Genomic DNA, 22,723 nt, shown 5'->3' with positions numbered 1-22,723 from the left:
AACGGGATGGCGGGCCGGTCACCTCTCCCGCTTGCGGTAGAGGTCGCGCGCAGCGCGGCTGAGGGCTTTCTCCTCCGGGGGGCTCTCACGGCCTGTCCCACCGCGGAGGCACCCTCTCCCATAGCCGATGCTTTGCATCGGCGTTCTTTTTTAAGAACGGCGGCCGTAGGCCGCCTGCGCCTCCCCCGCACGCGGGGGAAGGAGCGCACCGCCATCGTGGCTTCAATGCCCCGGCACCTTGTCGAACGTCATCATCCCCGCGGGGATCGCGTGGAACTCCTGCTTGTCGCAGGTGTAGATCGCCACCTGCGGATGGAATTGTTCCGGGTCGTCCAGCGTGCCGACCTTGACCACGACGGCCGGCAGGCCGGGTATTTTGGTGACGAGATGGGTGCCGCACTCGGCGCAGAAATCGCGCGTGACGGCGCGCTCGAGGTCCTTGCGGGTGAACTGCTTGGGCTGGCCAGTGATGTAGGTGAAACCGTCAGCCGGCATCGCGATGAAGGTGTTGGGTGCGCCGCCTGAGATGTACTGGCACTCGCGGCAGTGACATTGCCCCTGCATCATCGGATCGCCCTCGGCCACGTAGCGCACCTCGCCGCAATAGCATCCGCCTTCCAAGCGCATGACGACCTCCCAGTTGTTATTCGTTGTGGTCGTTATCTCTGCGCCCGCAATCTGGAATGGCAATGCTTTTCTTAGGTCGCTGGACCTAAAGGGAATCTTGCAAAAAGAAAGGGGCTCCAACTTGCGCTGGAGCCCCTCAACGGTCGGGGCATTGCCGGGTATGTGCCCAAACCGTAGGAGTGGCCGCGATCTCAGGGGAAATCGCGGCCGGGAGGAGACGTTACATGTTGTAGGCGCGCTCGGTGTGCTCGGTGATGTCGAGGCCTTCACGCTCGGTCTCGACATTGGCGCGGAGGCCAACGATCACATCGACGACCTTGTAGAGGATCGCCGAACCGATGCCCGACCACACCAGCGTGGTGCCGACCGCCTTGAGCTGGGACAGCATCTGCGCAGCGAAGTCGTAATCGGCAACCTTCGGCGGAATCGCGGTGTAGTCGATGATGCCGGCGCCGCCGAGAGCCGGGTTCACCAGGATGCCGGTGCCGAGGGCGCCGACGATGCCGCCGATGCAGTGCACGCCGAACACGTCGAGCGAGTCGTCGTAGCCGAGCGCGTTCTTCACCACGGTGCAGAAGAACAGGCAGACCACGCCGACCACGAGACCGAGGACGATCGCACCCATCACGCCGGCGAAGCCGGCGGCAGGCGTGACGGCCACGAGGCCCGCGACAGCGCCGGAGATGACGCCGAGCACCGACGGATGACCCTTCACGATCCACTCCGCGAACATCCACGACAGCGCGGCGGCTGCGGTGGCGACGAAGGAGTTGGTCATGGCGAGCGCAGCGCCGCCGTTGGCCTCCAGGTTGGAGCCGGCGTTGAAGCCGAACCAGCCGACCCAGAGCAGCGAGGCGCCGATCATCGACATGGTCAGCGAGTGCGGAGCCATCAGCTCCTTGCCGTAACCGACGCGCTTGCCGATCAAGAGGGCACCGACCAGGCCGGCGATGCCGGCGTTGATGTGCACCACGGTGCCGCCCGCGAAGTCGATCGCGCCCGCCTTGAAGATCCAGCCGGCGTCGGCGTTGATCTCGTCGAGCTTGGCCTGAGCCGCCGTCTTCGCCGCCGCATCACCCGCAGCAGCCAGAGCCTTGGCCGCGTCCTGGATCGCGTCCGGGCCGGGCCAGTACCAGACCATGTGCGCGATCGGGAAGTAGATCAGCGTGACCCAGAGCGGGATGAAGAGCGCGACGGCCGCGAACTTCATGCGCTCGGCGAAGGCGCCGACGATGAGGGCGGGCGTGATCGCCGCGAAGGTCATCTGGAAGCACACATAGACGAGCTCCGAGATGTTGGCGTCGACCGAGAAGGTCGCGGCCTTCGAGTCGGTGGTGACGCCCATCATGAAGGCCTTGGAGAAGCCGCCGATGAAGTCGGAGCCGCCGGTGAAGGCGAGGCTGTAGCCGTATACGGCCCAGATCACGGTGACGACGCAGACGGTGTAGAACACCTGCATCAGGACCGAGAGCATGTTCTTGGAACGAACGAGGCCGCCGTAGAACAGAGCGAGACCCGGGATCGTCATCAACAGCACGAGGACTGTCGATGTCAGCATCCAGGCGTTATCCCCCTTGTTGACCGTTGGCTCGGCATAGGCTGCGGTCGCAGCGAAAAGGCCGACTGCGAGAGCCGCCAATCCCGCGCCATAGGGACGCTTAAACGTCATTGCATTTACTCCTGATTGAATTTTGGTTGAGCGCGAAATCAAAGGGCCGCGGCGTCGGCCTCGCCGGTGCGGATGCGGACCGCATGGTCGAGGTTGATGACGAAGATCTTGCCGTCGCCGATCTGTCCGGTTTTGGCAGCGGACGTGATGGCGTCGATGGTTTTGTCGACCTGCTCGGAGGCGACAGCGACTTCGATCTTGATCTTGGGCAGGAAGCTCACGGCATATTCGGCGCCGCGATAGATTTCCGTATGGCCTTTCTGCCGGCCATATCCCTTGACTTCCGTCACCGTGAGACCGTGAACGCCAATGGCGGTCAGGGCGTCACGGACTTCTTCCAACTTGAATGGCTTGATAATCGCCATAACAATTTTCATGGGTCCTATCCCCGCTTGGGCCCGGTCCGGACGTGGCCGGGCGTTTCTCGACTGGTTCGCCACGAGGGAGACGTTTCACTACGCGGGCACAGCCAGGCCCCTAGAATCAAATGCCGTGCCAGATCGGGCGGGTTGCCTAACGGACTATGAAAACGGGTGTTTTCGCGCTCAGCTTGTGTTGCGTTGCAGTGCGCCAATACGTCGCGCTCAAAACGTGATCATGGCTGATCAAAATACAGGCAGGACAGGCTGCCGACACAATGTTGCTCATGTGTCGGGCAGCAAAAAGGTACTTTTTTACAGGGACACGCTCGCCGAAGGCCCCGCTGCACCCCAAAATCCCGAGAGCGCCCGCCGTCTGCTTACAGGATGGTCGCAGCCGACGCGACCCTCAGGCCGGAGCGCGCTCCGTGAACACCCGGTCGACCAGACCCCATTCAACCCCCTGCTTTGCGGTCATGAAGTGATCGCGGTCCAGGGTCCGCTCGACCTCCGCTTCGGTACGGCCGCAATGCTGCGCATAGAGGCGGATGATGCGCCGCTTGGTTTCCTGCATCTCGTTGGCATGGATCAGGATGTCGGACGCCTGACCCTGGAAGCCGCCGAGCGGCTGATGCACATGAAGGCTGGCATTGGGCAGCGCGGCGCGGTGACCGGGCTCGCCGGCCATCAGCAGGAATGAGCCCATCGAGCGCGCCGTGCCCATGCACAGCGTATGCACCGGCGCCTTGATGAACTGCATGGTGTCGTACATCGCCAGCCCAGAGGTGACGACGCCGCCATAGGAATTGATGTAGAGATTGATCGGCCGGTTCGGATTCTCTGCTTCCAGAAACAACAGTTGTGCGCAGACCAGACCCGACATCGCGTCGTTGACCTCGCCATTGAGGAAAATGATGCGCTCGCGCAAGAGGCGCGAATAGATGTCGAAAGATCGTTCGCCGCGCGCGGATTGTTCGACGACCATAGGGACGAGCTGAAGCATGTCGCGCATCGGCGACCTCCATGTCTAGAGGTGATGAAGTTTGTTGGTGGTCAGGCTGCCGCGCGCATCAGGCAGCAATTGCTGTTGGCTGGCTGCGGCAGCTTGGCGCAGGTCTGCTGAATGATGCGAAAGCGCGTGCCGCCCGACACGTTCGGCTCGATCTTGAAGATGACCTGGCTTTCGCGGAATGGCGGCTCGGAATCGCGCATCCGGTAGCGTACCTCTGCGCCGGGAATCGATGTTTCGGGTTCAGTGCCGGCCAGATCGCAATCCGGCAGCCAGCGCTCGCGCAATTCGGGAATCGTCACCGCGCGCCAGACTTTTGCAGGCGGTGCATCGAATTCAAACTCGAGCACCAAGGCTTCTTTGACTATCAAGGCGTCTTCGGAGGGATCAGGTTTTGCGGCGTCGCTCATTGATCCATCTCCTTCAGGAGGTCGGCGAGTGCGTCCATGCGCTTCGGCCAATAGGCGCGGTAGCGCGCAAGCCAGGCCCCGATGGCGACAATTCCGTGCGGATCGACTTCGTAATTCACAAAGCGGCCCTGCCGCTGCTCGCGCACGAGACCTGCCGCGCGCAGCACTGAAAGATGTTGCGACATCGCCGGCTGGCTGATCTCCAGGCCGTCGCGCAAGGCGCTCGCATTGAGGCTGCCGCCGGCGAGCTTCTCAAAGACCTTGCGGCGGGTCGGGTCGGCCAGCGCCTTGAAGATGTCGGCTTCGATCATGCCAATACATAAGCACGCGCTTATGTGTCGCGCAAGCCCTTACTGAAGCGCCTCACCGTGCTGTGAAATGTCGAGCCCCTCGAGCTCGTGCTCCCGCGACACGCGCAACGGCACGAACAGGCCGACCAGCTTGAGCAGGATGAAGCTCACGCCCGCCGACCAGGCGAAGGTGACGGCGACGCCGTAGAGCTGGATCAGCAATTGCTGCGGATGCCCTTCGAGCAGGCCGGCGGTGCCGCCGATCGCGCTGGTGGCGAATACGCCGGCGAGCAGCGTGCCGGTCAGCCCGCCGATGCCGTGCACGCCGAACACGTCGAGGGAGTCGTCGTAGTTGAAGCGGTGCTTCAGCCAGGTGCAGGCCCAGTAGCAGACTGCGCCTGCGGCGATGCCGATGACGATGCCGTGCCACGGCGCGACAAAGCCGGAGGCCGGCGTGATGGTGCCAAGGCCGGCGACCGCTCCCGAGATCATACCGAGCACGGACGGCTTGCGTCGCGTCGACCATTCGATCGTGCCCCAGGTTAGCGCGCCGGAGCAGGCTGCCAGATGCGTTGCGATGATCGCCATCACCGCGCGCGAATTGGCCGCACCCGCCGAGCCGCCGTTGAAGCCGAACCAGCCGACCCACAACAGGCCCGTGCCCATCACCGCCAGCGACAGATCGAACGGCGAAAGATTTTCGGTGCCATAGCCGTGCCGCCGTCCCATCACCTTTGCTGCGACGAGCCCGCCGGTGCCGGCCGACAGATGCACGACGAGGCCGCCGGCGAAATCCAGCACGCCCATGCTGTTGAGGAAGCCACCGCCCCAGATCCAATGCGCCAGCGGAATGTAGACGAAGATGAACCAGGCGACCGAGAACAGCAGATAGGCGGAGAACCGCATCCGGTCGGCGACCGAGCCCGCGACCAGCGCCACCGTGATGATCGCAAACGTCATCTGGTACAGCATGAACAGCGCTTCGGGGATCGTCTTCGCTGCCGGGCTGACGCTGTCCATGGTCATGCCGGCGAGGAACCAGCGGTCGAGCGTGCCGAGCCATGGGCCGTCGCCGACGAAGCAGAGCGAATAGCCGAACGCCACCCAGAGAATGGAGATCAGCGTCACCGCGGCGAGGCTCTGCGCCATGGTCGCGAGCACGTTCTTCTTACGCACCATGCCGGAATAGAACAGCGCCAGTCCCGGGATCGTCATCATCAGCACCAGCGCGGTGGCGACGATCATCCAGGCGGTGTCGGCGGTGTTGATCTCTGATGTCGCGGCCCGCGCCGGCGAAGGCGCAATCAACGCAAACCCAATCGGCGCAGCCATAGCGGCTCCGCGGCGCAACAATCCCGCCATGTCATTTCCCCGGCATAGTTGATGGCGTCGCACGCTATGGCGTCGTTGCCCGGTGCGATCGAAGAAGGCGAAGCATGATCCGGAAAAGTGTGAAGCGGTTTTCCCTCGCGACAAACGCGGAATGCGATTGCGCGGAGATCATGCTCAAGTGAGTTCAGAGCGCGTCGCTGTCGGTCTCGCCGGTGCGGATGCGCAGCGCATGGTCGATCGGCGTGACGAAGATCTTGCCGTCGCCGATCTGCCCGGTGCGCGCCGTGGCGGTGATCACCGCGACCGCCTTCTCGGCGACGTCGGAGGCCACCGCGATCTCGATCCGCAGCTTGGGCAGGAAGTTCACGACATATTCCGCGCCGCGATAGATCTCGGTGTGGCCCTTCTGGCGGCCATAGCCCTTCACCTCGGTTACGGTCATGCCGTGGACGCCGATCGCCGTCAGGGCCTGACGGACTTCATCGAGCTTGAAGGGTTTGATGATCGCGACGACGAGTTTCATGATTCAGCCTGTTCCCCGGGATGCGCCCGCCGTGTGTCCCCGGCGCTGCTTCAATCTGGCATCTTTCCGGGCAAATGGCACAAAAAACTTGCAGATTGAAGCGGAAAAACGTTTGGCCAGGTGCGGTCATGTGAACGGCCGCCTCTGTACAGGGCATCCGTTCATCGCTCACAATGCATTTTTGGCATGGATGCGGTGAACCCGCGCCGGCTGAGCGGTACATAAGTATTTTGGGGGGCGCGTCATGGCGAGTTGGTTCTACGCATCCGAGGGCAAGCAGCAGGGGCCCTATCCAGAGGGGCAATTCCGCGACCTGATCGCGCAAGGCGTCGTGCGCGCGGATACGCTGGTGTGGTCCGAGGGCATGGCCGGCTGGCAGAAGGCCGCCGAAATTCCTGGATTGATCACCGGCGGTGGCGCGCCGCCCATAATTCCGGCCGGGGGGCCGCCGATGATGGGGGGTGGCGCCTATACCGGTGCGGGCAGTGCGGCCGGCGGATCGCTGTCGGTCGATTTCGGCATTCTCGACTTCACCTGGCGCTCGCTGGTGATGCTGATCCTCTCGTGCCTCGTCATCCCGGTGCCGTGGGTGTTCGTCTGGTACGCGAAATGGATCGTGTCCTGCGTCAAGGTCCCGGGGCGGCCGAACCTGTCCTTCACCGGCAATGCGATGACGATGGTGCCCTGGTTCTTCGGCTTCATCGTTCTGGCAATTGTGATCGGCTACATCGGCAGCCAGATCCTGAGCACCGCTTTCTACATCGTCCAGATCGTTCTCTACTGGATGCTGCTCAAATGGATGATCGCGAACATCGCAACCAACGGGCAGCGGCTCGGCCTCAGCTTCACCGGCTCGGTGCTCGGCTATATCGGCTGGAACCTGTTGTTCGCGATCTCCCTCATCACCATCATCGGATGGGCCTGGGTCGCGGCCGCCCAGCTGCGCTGGGTCTATCGCAATATCGAGGGCACGCGTCGGGAGATCATCTTCAGGGGCAGCGGGCTCGGGATTCTCTGGCGCGGCATCGTGGCGGCGATCCTGTGCAGCTTCATCATCCCGATTCCCTGGGTCTATCGCTGGATCATGAACTGGTTCGCATCGCAGACCGAGCTCGCGCCGCGCGGATCGATGTAAGCACGATCAAGCCATCTCGAGCGCGATGAATTCGCGCTTGGGATCATCAGCTCCGCCGCTCGCGCACGGAGCCCTCCTGCGCGACGGATGCGATCAGCGTGCCATCCGGCTTGAAGATGGAGCCGCGGGTCAGGCCGCGGCCGCCTTGCGCGCTCGGCGAATCCTGCGAATAAAGCAGCCATTCGTCGGCGCGGAACGGGCGATGAAACCACATCGCGTGGTCGAGGCTTGCCGGCATCATGCGCTTGTCGAACAGCGTGCGGCCATAGCGCGCCATGATCGCATCCAGCAGCGAGAAGTCCGAGGCATAGGCCAGCGCGCACATATGCAGCGCCGGATCGTCGGGCAGCTTGGCCGCCGTCTTGATCCAGACATGGATGCGGCCGTCCTCGATCTTCTGGCCGAAGTAACGGCCGAGCTCGACCGGGCGCAGCTCGATCGGCCGATCGGATTCGTAGTAGCGGCGGATGAACTCCGGCATCTCGCGGAACATCGGCTGCTTCGCCACCTCCTCCGCGGTGAGCTTGTCCGGCGGCGGCACGTCAGGCATCTTGTCCTGGTGGTCGAACGCGGTCTCTTCCTCGGCATGGAACGACACCATGATCGAGAAGATCGCGTTGCCGTGCTGGATCGCGGTGACGCGGCGCGTCGAATAGCTCTTGCCGTCGCGCAGACGCTCGACCTGGTAGATGATCGGGATCTGCGGATCGCCCGGCAGGATGAAATAGCAATGCAGCGAATGCGGTAGCCGGCCCTCGACGGTGCGGCAGGCCGCGACCATCGCCTGCCCGATCACCTGCCCGCCGAACACCCGCTGCCAGCTCGTCTTCGGGCTGTTGCCGCGGAACAAATTCACCTCGAGCTGCTCGAGGTCGAGGATGGAAATCAGGTCGATCAGGCTTTTGGACATGGTGGTGCTTTCGCATTGTCGTCATTCCGGGGCGCACGCAGTGCGAACCCGGAATCTCGAGCTGATAACCTCTGGATTCCGGGTTCGCGACTTTGTCGCGCCCCGGAATGACACAGACGGGCCGTTCCGCCCTTGTTTCACCGCCCTGTTTCGCCCAGCTCAAGTCTGCTAGCAAGACCCGAGAATTGACTGGGAAGCTTGGCAGAGAAAACTTGGTATGTCGGTACAGGGTCACATAGTCATTGGCGGCGGCGCATTTGCGGGCCTGGCGCTCGCGCTGGCACTGCGTCAGGGGCTCGGCCCCGAGATTCCCGTCATCGTCGCCGATCCCGCGCTCAGCTCACGGCCGAGCCGCGATCCCCGTGCAACCGCGATCGTGGCCGCCTGCCGCCGCCTGTTCGAGGTGCTCGGCGCATGGGACGATGTGAAAGCCGAGGCGCAGCCGATCCTCGACATGGTCGTTACGGATTCGAAGCTGGAGGACGCCACGCGTCCGACCTTCCTGAATTTCGCCGGCGATGTCGCGCCGGGCGAACCCTTCGCGCACATGGTCGAGAACCGTCGGCTGATCGATGCGCTGGTGGTCCGCGCCGAAGCCGCCGGCATCGATCTTCGCGCAACCACCGTCGCGTCCTACGACGCCAGCGTCGATGGCATTGACGTCACCCTCGGCGATGGCAGCAAGATTGCCGCGAGTCTCCTGGTCGCGGCCGACGGTGCGAAATCGAAGCTGCGCGAGCGCGCCGGCATCGCCACCCATGGCTGGGACTACGATCAATCCGGCATCGTCGTCACTGTCGGTCATGAGCGCGATCACGAAGGCCGCGCGGAAGAGCACTTTCTGCCCGCGGGTCCGTTTGCGATTTTGCCGCTGACCGGAAGGCGCTCCTCGCTGGTCTGGACCGAGCGTCGCGCAGAGGCCGCACGCATCATCGGGCTTGGCGACGAGGAATTTCACGCCGAGCTCGAGCAGCGTTTCGGCTTGCATCTCGGCGAGGTCAAGGCGCTCGACAAGCCGCGCGCCTTTCCGCTGTCCTATTTCGTCGCGCGCTCCTTCGTCGCCGAGCGTCTTGCGCTGGTCGGCGATGCCGCCCACGTCATTCACCCGATCGCGGGGCAAGGCCTCAACATGGGGCTGAAGGATGTTGCAGCCTTGGCCGAGGTTGTGGTCGATGCCGCGCGGCTTGGCATGGATCTCGGCGGCGCTGACGTGCTCGAGCGCTACCAGCGCTGGCGCCGCTTCGACACCATGGCGATGGGCGTTGCCACCAACTCGCTCAACTTCCTGTTCTCGAACCAGTCGACGCTATTGCGCACCGTCCGCGACATCGGACTCGGCATCGTCGACCGCACCCCGCCTCTGAAGAATCTCTTCATCCGCCAGGCGGCCGGCCTCACCGGCGAAATCCCACGCCTGCTAAAAGGCGAGGCGCTGTAGGCGAGTAGCGAATGGGGAGTGGCGAGTAGAGTTTTGCGATTCGCTACTCGCCACTCCCTACTCGCTCAATCGATCTTCCTCGCCTCTTCCGGCAGCATGATCGGGATGCCGTCGCGAATCGGATAAGCGAGTTTTGCAGACCGCGAGATCAGCTCCTGCTTGGCCGCGTCGAATTCCAGCGGGCCCTTGGTCAGCGGGCAGACCAGGATCTCCAGCAGTTTCGGATCGACGCTGTTTTCGGGGCGTTCGGTGGGCGCGTTCATGGGGGTCTCCGGCATTGGCTTGCCTCTAACACAGAAATTCGCGGTCGCCCATCACCGGCCATAGCGTTTTCAAGCGAAGTGGACGCCGGTTCGCGCTAAGAAAACGCGTCAAACGCTAGCCAGAGACCATCTTCTGGATCTCGTCGAGCAGGCCCTGGAGCCGCGCGCTCGGCACGGGCGCTGCCGACAGCGCGAAGCCGAGAAAGGTCCAGTACAGGATTTGCGCGCGCGCCTGCGCCGTTGCCGCGTCGAGTCCCCGTTTCGCCAGCAACGCCTCGATATAATCGAGCCTGCGGCGGTCGATGGCGCGGACCGCCGCCTGCGCCGCCGCGTCGAACGCCGCCCAGTTGCGCACCGCGCGCTCCAGGTCGAGCCGGGCGCCGAAGGTCCTGCGCAGCAGCGCTCTGAGCGGCTCGTCGCTGTCGGCCTCGACACGAGCGATGATCTCCTCGGCCGCGAGCTCGCGCCAGCGCCTGAGCACGGCGCCGTGGAACGCGCCGAGATCGGCAAAATGCCAGTAGAAGCTGCCGCGCGAGACGCCCATGGCCCTTGCCAATGGATCGGCCTTCAGCGCGGTAAAGCCGCTCCTGGTGAGCGCCTTGATGCCCTGGCTGATCCAGTCGTCGGCGGTGAGCTGTTCGGTCATGGCGGGGTCCGATCTCGGACCATACACTAGTGTATTGACAGCCGGCAGGCCAGCCTCTATCTCACCATACACAGATGTATGGAGGCCTCGATGCGTGATCTCTTGCTGCAGTGTGCCGGCGTCGGCGCCATCATCGTGGCGCTCATCCATGGCTATCTCGGAGAAGCCAAGGTCTTTCCCCGTGCGACCATCGAGCCCGCCCGGCTTCGCACCTTGATCCGCCTGGTCTGGCAGGCCTCGACGGTGGCCTGGATCGGCTGCGGCGTGCTGCTGTTCGCCGTGCCCTGGATGGATTCAACCTCGGCACGCCGCTGGATCGTGCTCACCATGATCGGCGTGTTCGGCTTTTCCGCCTGCGCCAATGCATGGGCGACGCGTGGTCGCCACTTTGGCTGGATGGCGCTCACGGCCGTCGTGGCGATGGCAGCGGCCGGCTACTGATCGTCGCAACGACGGCCATCGTCAGTTTTTTTCCGACGTTAGAGCTTATCTAAATCACGCCATACCCGAGCCGATTGACTTCATGCCCGCCTTTGCTTCCTTCGGATGCGCCTCGCGCAAGGCGTTGCGCAGACGACGAAGAGGAGATGTTCGTGAAGGTCATTCGTGTTGTTGCCATGGCATTGGCGATCGGAATCGGCGCTGGATCGACGGCGATGGCCGACGGTTTCAAGAATTGCACCAAGCTCGACAAGGCGTCATGGAAGCCGGCTGGCGACGCCGAAGCCAAGGCGAAGGCGCTGGGTTACGAAGTGCGTCGCTCCAAGATCGAAGGCTCGTGCTATGAGGTCTATGGCGTCAAGGAAGGCAAGCTCTATGAGCTGTTCTACAGCCCGGAAGATCTCAGCCTGAAGCACACGATCGCCAAGTAGGTTTGCCAGGTAGGGCTTATGCTTTGAAAGTGGTCCCGGCTTGAGCGGCAACGCGGTATCGGACACGCGCGCGGGGTCGAAACGGACCCCCGCGGAGCGGACGGTCGCAGTCTGGGACCGTCCGCTCCGGCTCTGGCATTGGGCTCTCGCAGCGTGCGTTTTGGTGGCGTGGTTCACACCCACCGTCTACGACAGGCTTCACCGCATCGTCGGCTATGCGGTGATCGGGCTTCTCGTCTTCCGTTTGGCCTGGGGCTTCTGGGGCGGCCGCTATGCGCGCTTTGGCATGATCGGCGTCCGCCTTCGTGCCGCGCCTTCCTATCTCTGGAACCTGCGCCGCGGCATCACCGGCCGCTATATCGGGCTCAATCCCGCCGGCACGTTGATGCTGGTGGCGCTGCTGCTGTCAATTGCCGTCTCGGCGATCACGGGCGCGCTGTCGGTGACACTCACCTTCTTCGGCGTCTGGTGGATCGAGGACACGCATACCGTCGCATCGGACGCTGTCATCGTCCTCGTCGTGCTGCACATCGCAGGCGTGGTGCTGATGAGCCTGCTTCAGCGCGAGAACCTGATCCGCGCCATGATCACGGGCCGCAAGCGCATCCGAGGTCATTGAGATCATCGAGCAGCGGGCCCGCTTTGCCTCTCCCGCTTGCGGGAGAGGCCGCGGAGCGAAGGGACGCGGGTGAGGGCTTTCTCCTCTAGGGGACTGTCCCATCGAGGAGAAACCCTCTCCCGCAAGGGGGCCCCGCAAGCGGGAGAGGCAGCGCAAGCTCGCTGACAATCTTCGTGATTTGATCCAGCGCAACGCGCTCCTGCATCATTTTGCCTAGTGTTGCTCCAGTTCCGACGTTCGAATGGAGCTTTCCATGAGCACCGCAAGCAGTCCCTACCCCATCGTCCAGGACCTCATCGAGTCCTTCGCGAGTTGGCTGAAGCATCGCCGCGAGATGGCCGAGATGCGGCAGCTTGATCGCTTCGATTTCGACCGGATCGCGAACGATCTCAGGATCGCGCCTGACGACCTCGAAGAGCTGGTCCGCAACGGCCAGCATGCCGCCGACGAATTGCCGAAGATGCTGGAGCAGCTCGGCATCAGCGCGGAGGCACTCGGACGCGCACAGCCGCTGCTGCTGCGCGACATGGAGCGGGTCTGCTCGCTCTGCGGTCACAAGGGGGAGTGCGACCGCGATCTCGCCGACGGCACCGCGGCCGAAAACTATCACGGCTATTGCGGCAACGCCGCGACGCTGGAATCGCTCGATCGCACTGAGGTCGCGCGGCATTGACGCGCGGGCGTTCACGCGATCCAGTCCGGCACGTGAGGTAGCCCCTCGCTCTGCGCCGTATCGTGATTGATCCAGATTTCGGCGTTCTCGGCGCGAAGCAATTCGACGACTTTGGCCATGGACGCGACCGTTGCCTGCTGGTCCGCATTGAAGGACGGCACGCGCATGTGCCGGAGGTTCTCCCTGTTATGCGCGACGTCGCCGCTCAGCAGCACGGCGCCGCGCCGCGGCAACCTCACCATCAGCGAGCAATGCCCCGGAGTATGGCCCGGCGTGAAGATCATGCGCACGGCGCCGTCGCCGAAGATGTCGTGGTCACCATCGACGATCTCGTAAGGCCGCTCCTTCAACATCTTGTAGTGCGGCAGCGAGTAGCCGAACTCGTCAGGCTCCGGCCCGAACATGGCCTCAAACTCGGCTCGCTGAGCGATCCATTTTGCATTTTCGAACAGATCGACATTTCCGATGTGATCGAAATGGGCATGGGACAGGACGATCGTGCCGACATCGCGGGCCCGCACGCCGATTTCATCCAACTGGTCGGCGATGGGACGACGCACGATGCCGCGTATGCCATGCGCGATGATGCGCCCTTCCGGGTATTTCACCAGCGCATCCTCGATTCCCGTATCCCAGATCAGCCATTCGCCACGGTGACTGATGAGATAGGCATTGCAACTCAGCGTCATGGGAACGCCGACATTGATGCCGGGAGAGTAGATCGAGCCATCCTCGACCTGTGCAATACCGCCATCGAGGATGTAGACCTTGTCGATCGTCGCCATCAGCAACCTTTCACGCCGCCGTTTCGGCGCGCCGTTTCATCTCGCGCATGTCGCGCCCGGGCGGCATCCCGAACAGCCGGCAATATTCGCGCGTGAACTGCGTGACGCTTTCGTAGCCGACCTGATGGGCTGCGGCCGCGATGGTCGCAGCATCGGCCAGCATCGCGCGACGCGCCTCGATCAGGCGCAGCTGCTTCTGAAACTTGAGCGGGGTCAACGACGTGACGCTCCGGAAGTGCGCGTGAAACGCCGACGGGCTCATGCCAGCGGCTCTGGCGAGCCGGTCGACGCGCAATGGCTTGGCGTAGTCGGCACGGATGATGGCAACGGCGCGGCCGATCCGTTTGGCATGGCTGTCGGCAATGCCGAGGGCCCTGATGGCGCCGCCGTGCCGCCCTGCCAGCAGCCAGTAATGCAGCTCGCGCACCAACTGGCCCTGCAAGATCGGCAAGGCTGAGGGACGGTCGATCAGGCGCAACAAGCGGAGCGCCACATCCGCAACCTCCTGTTCCGTGGGCTCGACCCGTAGCGGTTGGGACGGAATGAACGGGAGCGAACCCATCTCGACCACCAGTCCCTCGATGATTGTGGGGTCGAGCTCGAGGACGAGCGACAGATACGGTGCCGCCGCCGTCGCGCGCGTGATCTGGCTGACCGTCGGCACATCACTCGCAATCAACAGCGAGTCGCCAGCACCAAAGTCGAAGGACGTCCGGCCGGTCGCGACACGTTTGGCGCCTTGCAGGACCAGTGCGACCAGAGGCTTGGAGATCGCGTACAGGAGCGCGCTTGGCGCGGTCTCGCGGATGATCGAGACACCGGCGAAGGGTGTAGAGGCGATGCCTTTGTCGTCGGCGTGAGCCGCGGAATAACGACTGGCGATCTGGAGCAGCGTTTCGGTCACGCGCCAATCTTAGGCCGAGCCCGGCGTGCAAGCAATCAACGCCGGGCAATCAGGCAGAAAAGCAGGAGTTTTGGGCAAGTCCGCCGCCACCGCATTCTGGAGTGTTGGGCAAGAGGATCCGAGGATCCGGCAACATCGGACGATCGATCGCCGGCAGAAGCAACTCACCGCAACTCCACGAGGAACTTCCGATGCCCACCATTTCGCTCGTCACCGGCGCCAGCCGGGGTCTTGGCCGCAACACCGCGATCGCCATCGCGCGTCACGGCGGCGATGTGATCGTGACCTATCGCAGCGCCGCCTCCGCCGCCCGCGAGGTCGTCACCGAGATCGAGGCGCTCGGCCGGAAGGCCGTCGCGCTCGAACTCGACGTTACCTCCGTCTCGTCATTTCCCGCGTTCGTCGCAGAGGTACGATCGACGCTGACTATGCATTGGGGCGCGACCACGTTCGATCATCTCGTCAACAATGCCGGCCAGGGCGAGATGGCTTCCATCGCCGAGACGACAGAGCTGCAATTCGACGCCCTGTTCGACACGCATGTCAAAGGGCCATTCTTTCTGACACAGGCATTGCTGCCGCTGCTTGCCGACAACGGCCGGATCATCAACTTCTCCAGCGGGCTGACGCGCGTGTCCTTCCCCGGCTTCTCCGCCTATGCAGCCGCGAAGGGCGCGATCGAGGTCTTGACGGTCTATATGGCCAAGGAGTTCGGGGGACGCGGCATCACAGCCAACGTCGTCGCGCCGGGTGCGATCGAAACCGACTTCCTCGGCGGCGCCGTCCGGGACATGCCTGATCTGAACAAGCAATTTGCACAAATGACCGCGCTCGGCCGCGTCGGCCTGCCCGACGACATCGGGCCGATGGTCGCGAGCCTGCTCGGTCCTGAGAACCGCTGGATCACGGCCCAGCGCGTCGAGGTGTCCGGGGGCCAGACGATCTGACGAGGCGGCGGTGGTACTCGCGACCGGGTACGAACCGGTCGCGGTCCAGACCCAACGATCAGAAGCCGACGGTCTCGTTCACATAGAACGTGTTGAGAATGGTGATCCGGTCACGATCGGTGTGGATTTGCGGACGACCGTGCCAGCTCATCCTGGTCAGGGTGTGATAGGCCTTCAGGACCACGAAGGCATAGCCGACATTGGGCAGGAACGGGATCGTCTTCACGGGCTCGAGGCAGTAGGAGCCGACGTGAAACAGGCCCTTGAGCGAAGCCTGGTAGAGCGTCGTTCCCAGCGCTTCCTGGCTGTCGTCGGCCGGGCAATACAGCTGCATCGTCACGACCTTCTTGCGCGTGTCCGGATGCGGCTTGATCTGATAGCCGTCCCTGTCGACATATACGACCGGCTTTGCAACCAGCGTCAGATCCTCAGCCTTGGCCACCTTGTCGCCGCGGGCGCGAATCTCGAGCCCGTCATGCAGCCGGTTCCGTATCGCCCGCTCGACAGGCTTCGAGGTCAGCATGGCCGACACCGCAGCCCATGCGGGGCGCAATGACGGCTCGATCTTGTCGACGTTTTCACCGTAGAGGCGCAGCGCCATCCGCGTGCCCGTACCGGTGATCGGATCGTAGCCCTGGGTCGGCACGCTCCGGATCATGTCCCGGTAGAAATCCGCGGGGAAGAAATCGCGGAAGACGATGTGGGGAAACGGAGACGCGGAATGGTCAGCGGCCTCGATGCTGCGCACCGCATGAACAGTGAGTTCGTCAACGAGATTGGCCGGAGCAGGCACTTCCGCAAGAGCCGTCATGAGGATACCTCACACCAGGTTGGACCCAGTATTTTCAATTCATTCCGGCATTACCTTGCGACGTGGGCCTTATGCAAGTCAACGGCAGCAACCGCGGCCGATTTTCGCGCGGTCGTGATCAGAAACCGGCGCGGCAAATCAATGCATTCGCGGCGTTTAAAGCCTCAAAACGACCCGCGTTCCAATGCTGTCCAGGTTGACAAAGCGGACTGGCCCACACCTCAGCCCTTGCTCATCGCGGCGATCGCGTCCGCGATTGCGATGGTGCGGCGCGCCATGTCGGCGTGCAGGCGCTCCACCATCGCGCCATCGAGGCGGATCGCGCCGCGCGAGACGTTTTCCGGCAATTCGAATGCCGCGATGATTTTTCGTGCGCGGGCGATGTCCTCCTCGGGCGGTGTGAAGATCGCGTTGCAGGCCTCGATCTGCGAGGGATGAATCAGCGTCTTGCCGTCGAAGCCGAGATCGCGCGCTTGTGCGCATTCGGTGGCGAAACCGTCGGGGTTGGCGATGTCGCTATAGGGGCCATCGAGGATCTCGAGGCCGGCGGCGCGAGTCGCCAGGATGCAATGGGTGATCATCGGGATCATCGCGGCGCGGCCGGGCAGCATCCTGATCCGCGTCTCGCGCGAGATGTCGTTAGGGCCAAACACGAAGCCGGCGAGGCGGCTCGATGGATCGCGTCCGGCCTCGGCCAGCTCCTCGGCATGCAGCACCGCGCGCGCGGTCTCGATCATCGCCCAGACCTTCACCGATGGCGCGGCGCCGAGATGGTCGAGGTCGCGGCCGATGCTCTGGAGATCCTCGATGCTTGAAACTTTTGGAACCAGGATGCCGTCAGGCGAAGCCTTGGCGGCCATGGCGACGTCTTCGGCCCACCACTGCGTGTCGAGACCGTTGGTCCTGATCAGGACCTCGCGCTTGCCGAAGCCCTTTGCAGCGATCGCGGCGGCAATGCCGTCGCGCGCCGCGGACTTGGCGTCAGGAGCGACGGAATCCTCGAGATCCAGGATCAGGCCGTCGGCGGCGAGATTCCTTGCCTTTTCAAGGGCGCGAGGATTGGAGCCGGGCATGAACAGATGGCTGCGGCGCGGGCGGGTCATGCTGCGTTCCTTCCTGATGGCTCGGACTTGTTCCAGGTGGAGGCGATAGCATCTGGGCTGCCCATTCGAAAGGCTTGTTCGCCCTGGCGGTCTATGATTAGGCATAGGCCATGATCACATTCCCGAAGTCCTTGCTGGACGGCTACAACGCCTTCGCCACCAACCGGTTGCCGGCCGAGCAGAACCGTTATCGCGAGCTGTCGGTGAAGGGACAGTCGCCTGAGGTGATGGTGATCGGTTGCTGCGATAGCCGCGTCTCACCCGAGGTGATTTTCGATGTCGGGCCCGGCGAACTGTTCGTGGTGCGCAACATCGCCAATCTGGTGCCGACCTACCAGCCCGACGAGAATGCGCATGGCGTCTCGGCCGCGCTGGAATATGCCGTGACGGTGCTGAAGGTGAAGCACATCGTGGTGCTCGGCCACGCGCAATGCGGCGGCATCCGCGCCTTCGTCGACAAGATCGAGCCGCTCACGCCGGGCGACTTCATCGGCAAATGGATGCAGATGTTCATCAAGCCGGGCGAAGTCGTGGAGCAGCGCGACCACGAGACCATGGCGCAGTTCGTCGAGCGCATCGAAAAGGCCGCAGTGTTCCGCAGCCTCGAAAACCTGATGACGTTCCCGTTCGTGCGCAAGGCCGTCGAGAGCGGTCAGATGCAGCTCCATGGCGCCTATTTCGGTGTCGCGGAAGGGACGCTGTTCGTGCTGGACCAGGCGAGCAAGGAATTCAGAAGCGCGCGGAGCGTGGTGTAGCTCACTGCTCTCGTAGGGTGGGCAAAGGCGCAAAGCGCCGTGCCCACCATCTCTTCATGATTACGAACGAATGGTGGGCACGCTTCGCTTTGCCCACCCTACATTCTTCTTTACGCCGCCTGCTTCTTTGCGCTGATCAGCTTGCGGTTGATCAGGACTTCGGCGATCTGGATCGCGTTCAGCGCGGCGCCCTTGCGCAAATTGTCCGACACGCACCACAGCACGAGTCCGTTCTCCACCGTCGCGTCCTCGCGGATGCGGCTGATATAGGTGGCGTCCTCGCCGGCGGCTTCATACGGCGTGGCATAACCGCCGGGCTCCTGCTTGTCGATGACGAGACAGCCGGGCGCCACGCGCAGGATGTTGCGCGCTTCATCGGCGGTGATCGGATGCTCGAACTCGATGTTGACGGCCTCGGAGTGGCCGACGAAGACCGGCACGCGCACGCAGGTCGCGGAGAGCTTGATCTTGGGATCAAGGATCTTCTTGGTCTCCGCCATCATCTTCCACTCTTCCTTGGTGTAGCCGTCCTCCATGAAGACGTCGATGTGGGGGATGACGTTGAAGGCGATGCGCTTGGGAAACTTCTTCGCGACCAGCTCGTCATTGGTGTAGACGGCCTTGGTCTGCGAGAACAATTCGTCCATCGCATCCTTGCCGGCGCCCGACACCGATTGATAGGTCGAGACCACGACGCGCTTGATGGTGGCCTTGTCGTGCAGCGGCTTGAGCGCCACCACGAGCTGCGCGGTCGAGCAGTTCGGGTTGGCGATGATGTTCTTCTTCCTGAAGCCTTCGGTCGCGGCCGCGTTCACCTCGGGCACGATCAGCGGCACGTCCGGGTCCATGCGCCAGGCCGAGGAATTGTCGATCACGACGGCGCCGGCGGCGCCGATCTTCGGTGACCATTCCTTCGACACCGAGCCGCCCGCAGACATCAGGCAGATGTCGACATCGGAGAAATCGTAATGCTCGAGCGCTTTGACCTTCAGGGTACGATCGCCATAGGAGACCTCGACGCCGACGCTGCGGCGTGACGCCAGGGCAACGACCTCGTCCGCGGGGAATTTGCGCTCATCGAGGATGTTGAGCATTTCCCGTCCGACATTGCCGGTCGCGCCGACGACTGCGACTTTGTAACCCATCGTTCACTCTCCGATGAAAAAGCCCGTTCCTGAAGCTGACGCTTAAACAGGAAGAGCAGCGCTTCTATGCGAGAACCGGCCTCAAGACAACGTTGGACCCTGCCTGAAGGCCGTGGATGCAGTCGCCTGAGGCCAGCACGGCCGCAAACCCCACCCAGATCCATCTGGCGCTCGCCAATTTCGCCGACGAGGTGGTCGGCACGCTGGCGCGCCTGTTCGCCTATGTGGGGGCGCTGGCCCTGTTTGCCATCCTGGCGCTTGCCGGGCTCGGCCAGCTGCCCGATTTGCGTGACGATGAGCCTGCCTCGAAACCAGGCTGGGCTATCGCTGACCGTTCGCATCCGGCCTTCGCTCTCAGTCGGCTCGATACATCAGAGAAAACAGCCTCTTATACGATTTTCAGGCACCCCGAAGGCGGCCGCCGCGACGTCATGCGCTGGGCTGGCGACGCCGACAGACCTTGGGCCGAGCTCGAGATCTATCGGGAAGGCAACGAATTCGACGTGACGCGGCCGGCGGCCTCGGGCCTCGCCGTCCAGATGGGCCTCGTTGCGGCCACCGCGCTGGAGCAGGCCGGCCTAATCGACACCAAATTCGGCCCTGTCGCCCTGTTCTGGCCATCGGGTACCGCGGACGGCTCGCCGGCGTGCCTTGGCTACCTCAAGCGCAACGAGGAGCCACCGCTGCAGATCTCCGGCTTCTCCTGCCAGGGCGACACCATGCCGGCCCGGCGCGCCGCGATCGCCTGCACGCTGAACCGGCTGACACTGCTGACCTCGGGCAATGAGCCGAAGCTGGCGGAGATGTTCGCCCATGCCGAGCTGAAGCGCCGCTCCTGTGATCCCGTCGGCTCGGCCGACTGGCTGCTGGGCGCGGCGAATGCGCAATTGCGCGGCGCGCTTTGACCCGTATCAAGCTCAAGTCGCTGGTATTCATGCAACTTTTGCCGGCGCGCCCGATTATTCCGTGTTGGTGTGACTGAATTGACCTAGTTGCAGTGCCCCGGGCCGCGCTAGTATGGGGTGAAATCGACCGGCGGCTTGCCGCCTGAAGGGGACGTGATGAGCTCGAATTTTTTTGCCGCGAACAGATTGGCGACCTTGCTTGCGGCGAGCGCCGTGATGGCCGTGGCCTTCGCGGCGCCGGCCTCGGCCGACACCAAGACCAAGCAGCGCTTCGACGATCGCGGCCGTCCCTATTACGGCCCTGCTGGTCCCAACGCGGTCTACCAGCAGGGTCGCACCCGCATCTATGTGAGCAAGCGCTCCTGGCTCGACGGCGGCACCGAGGTCAATCCGGGCGACCGCAAGTTCACCGACTACGCCTTCCCGCCGGCCGTCGGCTATCCGTCCTTCGCCCGCGAAAACCTCAACCGCCCGATCGATCGCCAGCCGCTGGCGACCCCGGCCGATGTCGGCGGCTACCCGCAGAATTTCCCGCTGTACTGAGCGGGCTGATTTCCGAATCAGAATGGCCGGGCTCGCGCCCGGCCATTTTTGTTTGTGCGAGGTGCCGTAGGGTGGGCAAAGGCGCTCTTGCGCCGTGTCCACGATCTCTCTCGATCACGAACAATGCGTGGGCACGCTTACGCTTTGCCCACCCTACGACACCACCTACGAATTGGCCGCCGGATCATAGCGCCGGCAAAACTCCTCGATTGCCTCGGAGCGGAAATCGGCGAGGCGCCCGAAGATCAGCTCGTCCGGCCAATCCCACCAGGCGATGCGGCGCAGGCTTGCCGCGACAGCATCATCGAAGCGCTTGCGGATGGCGCGCGCAGGCACGCCGCCGACGATGGTATAGGGCGCGACATCGCGGCTGACGACGGCGCCCGCGCCGATCACCGCGCCGTCGCCGATGCTGACGCCGGGCAGCAGGATTGCGGCGTGGCCGATCCAGACATCATTGCCGACGATGACGCGGTCGCCGCGGCGATGGGCGAAGAAGTCGCGATCGCGCGTTGCGCCCGCCTCGTAATATTCGGGGACATAGGTGAAGCGATGCTGCGACGGCCGCCCCATCGGATGATTGGGCGCGCCGATCCGCACCGAATTGGCGATGGCGGTGAACTTGCCGATCACGGCGTCGGCGACGTCGCAATATTCGCCGAGATAGGAGTAATCGCCGAGCGCGGCGTATTCGATCCGGGTGTGGCTAAGGATCTCGCAGCGCCGCCCGATCTGCGCCTCGCGCTGGCGCACGGTTTCATGGATGAAGGTTTCCGCGATCTTGGGGCGGGGTGAGGCATCCATGAAAGTAGCTCCGGGAGCAGGTGCCGTAGGGTGGGCAAAGGCGCATCGCGCCGTGCCCACCATCTCTCTCTAATCACAACCAACTGGTGGGCACGCTTGCGCTTTGCCCACCCTACGATTGCGGTGCTTGTGCTACGCGTGCAGCTTCTGCAATTCCTTCAAAATCGCTTCGCCCATCTGCGTGGTCGAGGCGGCGGTGGTACCTTCCGACTTGATGTCGGCGGTGCGAAGACCGCTGGCGAGCACTGCGGCGATCGCCTGGTCGACCTTGTCGGCGAGATCGCCCATGTCGAAGGAATAACGCAGCGCCATGCCGAAGGACGAGATCATCGCAATCGGATTGGCGAGACCCTTGCCGGCGATATCAGGAGCCGAGCCGTGCACCGGCTCGTACAGCGCCTTGCGCTTCCTGGTCTTGACGTCGACCTCGCCGAGCGAGGCCGAGGGCAGCATGCCGAGCGAGCCGGTGAGCATCGCGGCGATGTCGGACAGCATGTCGCCGAACAGATTGTCGGTGACGATGACGTCGAACTGCTTCGGCCATTTCACCAGCATCATGCCGCCGGAATCGGCGAGCTGGTGCTCGAGCGTGACGTCGGGATATTCGCGCTTGTGGAGCTGGGTCATGACCTGGTTCCAGAGCACGCCCGACTTCATGACGTTGCGCTTCTCCATCGACGTCACCTTGTTCTTGCGCTTCCTGGCAAGCTCGAAGGCGACGCGGCCGATGCGCTCGATCTCATAGGTGTCGTAGACCTGGGTATCGATGGCGCGCTTCTGGCCGTTGCCGAGATCGGTGATGGTCTTGGGCTCGCCGAAATAGACGCCGCCGGTGAGCTCGCGCACGATGACGATGTCGAGGCCCTCGACCGCCTCGCGCTTGAGGCTGGAGGCATCGGCCAGCGCCGGATAGCACACCGCCGGGCGGAGGTTGGCGAACAGAGCGAGATCCTTGCGCAGGCGCAAGAGGCCGGCTTCCGGGCGGACCTCATAAGGCACCGAATCCCATTTCGGACCGCCGACCGCGCCGAAGATCACGGCATCGGCGTCCTTGGCCTTGGCCATGTCGCCTTCGGAGATCGACACCTTGTGCGCGTCATAGGCGGAGCCGCCGACCAAGCCCGTATCGGTCTCGAATTTGGCGATCCCCGATGAATTGAGCCAGTCGATCAGCCGCTTCACCTCACCCATCACCTCGGGGCCGATACCGTCGCCGGGGAGCAGCAGCAATTTGTGGGTCGCCATA

Annotated in this window: 28 protein-coding genes; 10 read left to right on the top strand and 18 right to left on the bottom strand. The window is 63.6% G+C overall.

Annotated features, from left to right (window positions below):
* Positions 1 to 222: 222 nt before the first annotated feature.
* The 8 genes from HYH07_RS17275 to HYH07_RS17240 form a co-directional block, all read right to left on the bottom strand.
* The gene (locus HYH07_RS17275; protein ID WP_220003613.1) at positions 223 to 627 is read right to left on the bottom strand and encodes a GFA family protein; all 405 of its coding nucleotides are present in this window, start codon (positions 625 to 627) and stop codon (positions 223 to 225) included.
* A gap of 220 nt (positions 628 to 847) precedes the next feature.
* The gene (locus HYH07_RS17270) at positions 848 to 2,296 is read right to left on the bottom strand and encodes an ammonium transporter (RefSeq protein WP_057752493.1); all 1,449 of its coding nucleotides are present in this window, start codon (positions 2,294 to 2,296) and stop codon (positions 848 to 850) included.
* 38 nt (positions 2,297 to 2,334) lie between these two features.
* Positions 2,335 to 2,673, bottom strand: a complete 339-nt coding sequence (locus HYH07_RS17265) for a P-II family nitrogen regulator (protein ID WP_027535364.1) — start codon at positions 2,671 to 2,673, stop codon at positions 2,335 to 2,337.
* 391 nt (positions 2,674 to 3,064) lie between these two features.
* Complete coding sequence (locus tag HYH07_RS17260) at positions 3,065 to 3,667, bottom strand: ATP-dependent Clp protease proteolytic subunit (RefSeq protein WP_220003612.1); 603 nt, start codon at positions 3,665 to 3,667, stop codon at positions 3,065 to 3,067.
* 41 nt (positions 3,668 to 3,708) lie between these two features.
* On the bottom strand, positions 3,709 to 4,074 hold the full coding sequence (locus HYH07_RS17255; RefSeq protein WP_220003611.1) for an SRPBCC domain-containing protein: 366 nt from the start codon (positions 4,072 to 4,074) through the stop codon (positions 3,709 to 3,711).
* The gene (locus HYH07_RS17250; protein WP_220003610.1) at positions 4,071 to 4,385 is read right to left on the bottom strand and encodes a helix-turn-helix transcriptional regulator; all 315 of its coding nucleotides are present in this window, start codon (positions 4,383 to 4,385) and stop codon (positions 4,071 to 4,073) included. The genes HYH07_RS17255 and HYH07_RS17250 overlap by 4 nt, the downstream gene beginning before the upstream one ends.
* 39 nt (positions 4,386 to 4,424) lie before the next feature.
* On the bottom strand, positions 4,425 to 5,726 hold the full coding sequence (locus tag HYH07_RS17245) for an ammonium transporter (protein ID WP_220003609.1): 1,302 nt from the start codon (positions 5,724 to 5,726) through the stop codon (positions 4,425 to 4,427).
* 154 nt (positions 5,727 to 5,880) lie between these two features.
* Positions 5,881 to 6,219, bottom strand: coding sequence for a P-II family nitrogen regulator (locus tag HYH07_RS17240; RefSeq protein WP_057752475.1), 339 nt, complete (start codon positions 6,217 to 6,219; stop codon positions 5,881 to 5,883).
* A gap of 244 nt (positions 6,220 to 6,463) precedes the next feature.
* Here HYH07_RS17240 and HYH07_RS17235 point away from each other — a divergent pair, with 244 nt between their 5' ends.
* Positions 6,464 to 7,354 carry a DUF4339 domain-containing protein gene (locus tag HYH07_RS17235; RefSeq protein ID WP_220003608.1) on the top strand — a complete coding sequence of 297 codons (891 nt, stop codon included), beginning with the start codon at positions 6,464 to 6,466 and terminating at the stop codon, positions 7,352 to 7,354.
* A gap of 46 nt (positions 7,355 to 7,400) precedes the next feature.
* On the opposite strand, the gene tesB is transcribed toward HYH07_RS17235, so the two are convergent.
* Positions 7,401 to 8,264 (bottom strand): acyl-CoA thioesterase II, encoded by an 864-nt coding sequence (gene tesB, locus HYH07_RS17230; RefSeq protein ID WP_220003607.1) that lies wholly within the window; start codon positions 8,262 to 8,264, stop codon positions 7,401 to 7,403.
* A gap of 217 nt (positions 8,265 to 8,481) precedes the next feature.
* Between tesB and HYH07_RS17225 the strand changes: the two genes are divergently transcribed.
* Positions 8,482 to 9,702 carry a ubiquinone biosynthesis hydroxylase gene (locus HYH07_RS17225; RefSeq protein ID WP_220003606.1) on the top strand — a complete coding sequence of 407 codons (1,221 nt, stop codon included), beginning with the start codon at positions 8,482 to 8,484 and terminating at the stop codon, positions 9,700 to 9,702.
* Positions 9,703 to 9,767: 65 nt separating this feature from the next.
* Here HYH07_RS17225 and HYH07_RS17220 read toward each other — a convergent pair whose 3' ends face one another.
* Together HYH07_RS17220 and HYH07_RS17215 are read right to left on the bottom strand one after the other, a co-directional pair.
* Complete coding sequence (locus HYH07_RS17220; protein ID WP_200297414.1) at positions 9,768 to 9,965, bottom strand: Trm112 family protein; 198 nt, start codon at positions 9,963 to 9,965, stop codon at positions 9,768 to 9,770.
* Positions 9,966 to 10,080: 115 nt separating this feature from the next.
* Positions 10,081 to 10,611 carry a TetR/AcrR family transcriptional regulator gene (locus HYH07_RS17215; protein ID WP_220003605.1) on the bottom strand — a complete coding sequence of 177 codons (531 nt, stop codon included), beginning with the start codon at positions 10,609 to 10,611 and terminating at the stop codon, positions 10,081 to 10,083.
* A gap of 90 nt (positions 10,612 to 10,701) precedes the next feature.
* Between HYH07_RS17215 and HYH07_RS17210 the strand changes: the two genes are divergently transcribed.
* The 4 genes from HYH07_RS17210 to HYH07_RS17195 all read left to right on the top strand — a co-directional run bounded on the left by HYH07_RS17210 (position 10,702) and on the right by HYH07_RS17195 (position 12,775).
* Positions 10,702 to 11,052 carry a hypothetical protein gene (locus HYH07_RS17210; RefSeq protein ID WP_220003604.1) on the top strand — a complete coding sequence of 117 codons (351 nt, stop codon included), beginning with the start codon at positions 10,702 to 10,704 and terminating at the stop codon, positions 11,050 to 11,052.
* A gap of 152 nt (positions 11,053 to 11,204) precedes the next feature.
* Entirely contained in the window at positions 11,205 to 11,483 is a 279-nt protein-coding gene (locus HYH07_RS17205) for a PepSY domain-containing protein (protein WP_220003603.1), read from the top strand.
* Positions 11,484 to 11,523: 40 nt separating this feature from the next.
* Positions 11,524 to 12,102: a cytochrome b/b6 domain-containing protein gene (locus HYH07_RS17200; protein WP_220003602.1), complete on the top strand. Its 579-nt coding sequence runs from the start codon at positions 11,524 to 11,526 to the stop codon at positions 12,100 to 12,102.
* A 253-nt stretch (positions 12,103 to 12,355) separates the two neighbouring features.
* Positions 12,356 to 12,775 (top strand): hypothetical protein, encoded by a 420-nt coding sequence (locus tag HYH07_RS17195; protein ID WP_220003601.1) that lies wholly within the window; start codon positions 12,356 to 12,358, stop codon positions 12,773 to 12,775.
* An 11-nt stretch (positions 12,776 to 12,786) separates the two neighbouring features.
* On the opposite strand, the gene HYH07_RS17190 is transcribed toward HYH07_RS17195, so the two are convergent.
* Positions 12,787 to 13,560: an N-acyl homoserine lactonase family protein gene (locus HYH07_RS17190; protein WP_220003600.1), complete on the bottom strand. Its 774-nt coding sequence runs from the start codon at positions 13,558 to 13,560 to the stop codon at positions 12,787 to 12,789.
* Between the two features lie 10 nt (positions 13,561 to 13,570).
* Positions 13,571 to 14,464, bottom strand: a complete 894-nt coding sequence (locus tag HYH07_RS17185; RefSeq protein WP_220003599.1) for an AraC family transcriptional regulator — start codon at positions 14,462 to 14,464, stop codon at positions 13,571 to 13,573.
* A gap of 191 nt (positions 14,465 to 14,655) precedes the next feature.
* Between HYH07_RS17185 and HYH07_RS17180 the strand changes: the two genes are divergently transcribed.
* Positions 14,656 to 15,411, top strand: a complete 756-nt coding sequence (locus HYH07_RS17180; protein ID WP_220003598.1) for an SDR family NAD(P)-dependent oxidoreductase — start codon at positions 14,656 to 14,658, stop codon at positions 15,409 to 15,411.
* A gap of 58 nt (positions 15,412 to 15,469) precedes the next feature.
* Here HYH07_RS17180 and HYH07_RS17175 read toward each other — a convergent pair whose 3' ends face one another.
* Together HYH07_RS17175 and HYH07_RS17170 are read right to left on the bottom strand one after the other, a co-directional pair.
* Positions 15,470 to 16,222: a hypothetical protein gene (locus HYH07_RS17175; RefSeq protein WP_220003597.1), complete on the bottom strand. Its 753-nt coding sequence runs from the start codon at positions 16,220 to 16,222 to the stop codon at positions 15,470 to 15,472.
* A 221-nt stretch (positions 16,223 to 16,443) separates the two neighbouring features.
* The gene (locus HYH07_RS17170; protein WP_220003596.1) at positions 16,444 to 17,325 is read right to left on the bottom strand and encodes a CoA ester lyase; all 882 of its coding nucleotides are present in this window, start codon (positions 17,323 to 17,325) and stop codon (positions 16,444 to 16,446) included.
* Positions 17,326 to 17,435: 110 nt separating this feature from the next.
* On the opposite strand from HYH07_RS17170, the gene HYH07_RS17165 reads away from it, so the two are divergent.
* Positions 17,436 to 18,080 (top strand): carbonic anhydrase, encoded by a 645-nt coding sequence (locus HYH07_RS17165; protein WP_220003595.1) that lies wholly within the window; start codon positions 17,436 to 17,438, stop codon positions 18,078 to 18,080.
* A 110-nt stretch (positions 18,081 to 18,190) separates the two neighbouring features.
* Here HYH07_RS17165 and HYH07_RS17160 read toward each other — a convergent pair whose 3' ends face one another.
* Entirely contained in the window at positions 18,191 to 19,225 is a 1,035-nt protein-coding gene (locus HYH07_RS17160) for an aspartate-semialdehyde dehydrogenase (RefSeq protein ID WP_220003594.1), read from the bottom strand.
* A gap of 116 nt (positions 19,226 to 19,341) precedes the next feature.
* On the opposite strand from HYH07_RS17160, the gene HYH07_RS17155 reads away from it, so the two are divergent.
* Both HYH07_RS17155 and HYH07_RS17150 read left to right on the top strand, forming a co-directional pair.
* A complete protein-coding gene (locus HYH07_RS17155; protein WP_220003593.1) occupies positions 19,342 to 20,130 on the top strand; it encodes a hypothetical protein in 789 nt (262 codons plus the stop codon).
* A gap of 156 nt (positions 20,131 to 20,286) precedes the next feature.
* Entirely contained in the window at positions 20,287 to 20,673 is a 387-nt protein-coding gene (locus HYH07_RS17150; RefSeq protein WP_220003592.1) for a hypothetical protein, read from the top strand.
* 165 nt (positions 20,674 to 20,838) lie between these two features.
* Here HYH07_RS17150 and HYH07_RS17145 read toward each other — a convergent pair whose 3' ends face one another.
* Positions 20,839 to 21,477, bottom strand: a complete 639-nt coding sequence (locus tag HYH07_RS17145; protein ID WP_220003591.1) for a DapH/DapD/GlmU-related protein — start codon at positions 21,475 to 21,477, stop codon at positions 20,839 to 20,841.
* 132 nt (positions 21,478 to 21,609) lie between these two features.
* Entirely contained in the window at positions 21,610 to 22,722 is a 1,113-nt protein-coding gene (leuB, locus tag HYH07_RS17140) for a 3-isopropylmalate dehydrogenase (protein ID WP_220003590.1), read from the bottom strand.
* Position 22,723: the final 1 nt, after the last annotated feature.

The sequence above is a fragment of the Bradyrhizobium sp. BR 10261 genome (assembly GCF_019455395.1).
Lineage (GTDB): Bacteria > Pseudomonadota > Alphaproteobacteria > Rhizobiales > Xanthobacteraceae > Bradyrhizobium > Bradyrhizobium manausense.
The sequence above is the reverse complement of the archived record's forward strand: the minus strand, read 5'-3'. Positions and strand labels throughout refer to the sequence as shown.

Coding starts and splice junctions, on each gene's coding strand:
- HYH07_RS17275 (WP_220003613.1), bottom strand. CDS start 627: ATGCGCTTGGAAGGCGGATGCTATTGCGGCGAGGTGCGCTACGTGGCC.
- HYH07_RS17270 (WP_057752493.1), bottom strand. CDS start 2,296: ATGACGTTTAAGCGTCCCTATGGCGCGGGATTGGCGGCTCTCGCAGTC.
- HYH07_RS17265 (WP_027535364.1), bottom strand. CDS start 2,673: ATGAAAATTGTTATGGCGATTATCAAGCCATTCAAGTTGGAAGAAGTC.
- HYH07_RS17260 (WP_220003612.1), bottom strand. CDS start 3,667: ATGCGCGACATGCTTCAGCTCGTCCCTATGGTCGTCGAACAATCCGCG.
- HYH07_RS17255 (WP_220003611.1), bottom strand. CDS start 4,074: ATGAGCGACGCCGCAAAACCTGATCCCTCCGAAGACGCCTTGATAGTC.
- HYH07_RS17250 (WP_220003610.1), bottom strand. CDS start 4,385: ATGATCGAAGCCGACATCTTCAAGGCGCTGGCCGACCCGACCCGCCGC.
- HYH07_RS17245 (WP_220003609.1), bottom strand. CDS start 5,726: ATGGCGGGATTGTTGCGCCGCGGAGCCGCTATGGCTGCGCCGATTGGG.
- HYH07_RS17240 (WP_057752475.1), bottom strand. CDS start 6,219: ATGAAACTCGTCGTCGCGATCATCAAACCCTTCAAGCTCGATGAAGTC.
- HYH07_RS17235 (WP_220003608.1), top strand. CDS start 6,464: ATGGCGAGTTGGTTCTACGCATCCGAGGGCAAGCAGCAGGGGCCCTAT.
- tesB (WP_220003607.1), bottom strand. CDS start 8,264: ATGTCCAAAAGCCTGATCGACCTGATTTCCATCCTCGACCTCGAGCAG.
- HYH07_RS17225 (WP_220003606.1), top strand. CDS start 8,482: ATGTCGGTACAGGGTCACATAGTCATTGGCGGCGGCGCATTTGCGGGC.
- HYH07_RS17220 (WP_200297414.1), bottom strand. CDS start 9,965: ATGAACGCGCCCACCGAACGCCCCGAAAACAGCGTCGATCCGAAACTG.
- HYH07_RS17215 (WP_220003605.1), bottom strand. CDS start 10,611: ATGACCGAACAGCTCACCGCCGACGACTGGATCAGCCAGGGCATCAAG.
- HYH07_RS17210 (WP_220003604.1), top strand. CDS start 10,702: ATGCGTGATCTCTTGCTGCAGTGTGCCGGCGTCGGCGCCATCATCGTG.
- HYH07_RS17195 (WP_220003601.1), top strand. CDS start 12,356: ATGAGCACCGCAAGCAGTCCCTACCCCATCGTCCAGGACCTCATCGAG.
- HYH07_RS17190 (WP_220003600.1), bottom strand. CDS start 13,560: ATGGCGACGATCGACAAGGTCTACATCCTCGATGGCGGTATTGCACAG.
- HYH07_RS17180 (WP_220003598.1), top strand. CDS start 14,656: ATGCCCACCATTTCGCTCGTCACCGGCGCCAGCCGGGGTCTTGGCCGC.
- HYH07_RS17175 (WP_220003597.1), bottom strand. CDS start 16,222: ATGACGGCTCTTGCGGAAGTGCCTGCTCCGGCCAATCTCGTTGACGAA.
- HYH07_RS17170 (WP_220003596.1), bottom strand. CDS start 17,325: ATGACCCGCCCGCGCCGCAGCCATCTGTTCATGCCCGGCTCCAATCCT.
- HYH07_RS17165 (WP_220003595.1), top strand. CDS start 17,436: ATGATCACATTCCCGAAGTCCTTGCTGGACGGCTACAACGCCTTCGCC.
- HYH07_RS17160 (WP_220003594.1), bottom strand. CDS start 19,225: ATGGGTTACAAAGTCGCAGTCGTCGGCGCGACCGGCAATGTCGGACGG.
- HYH07_RS17155 (WP_220003593.1), top strand. CDS start 19,342: ATGCAGTCGCCTGAGGCCAGCACGGCCGCAAACCCCACCCAGATCCAT.
- HYH07_RS17150 (WP_220003592.1), top strand. CDS start 20,287: ATGAGCTCGAATTTTTTTGCCGCGAACAGATTGGCGACCTTGCTTGCG.
- HYH07_RS17145 (WP_220003591.1), bottom strand. CDS start 21,477: ATGGATGCCTCACCCCGCCCCAAGATCGCGGAAACCTTCATCCATGAA.
- leuB (WP_220003590.1), bottom strand. CDS start 22,722: ATGGCGACCCACAAATTGCTGCTGCTCCCCGGCGACGGTATCGGCCCC.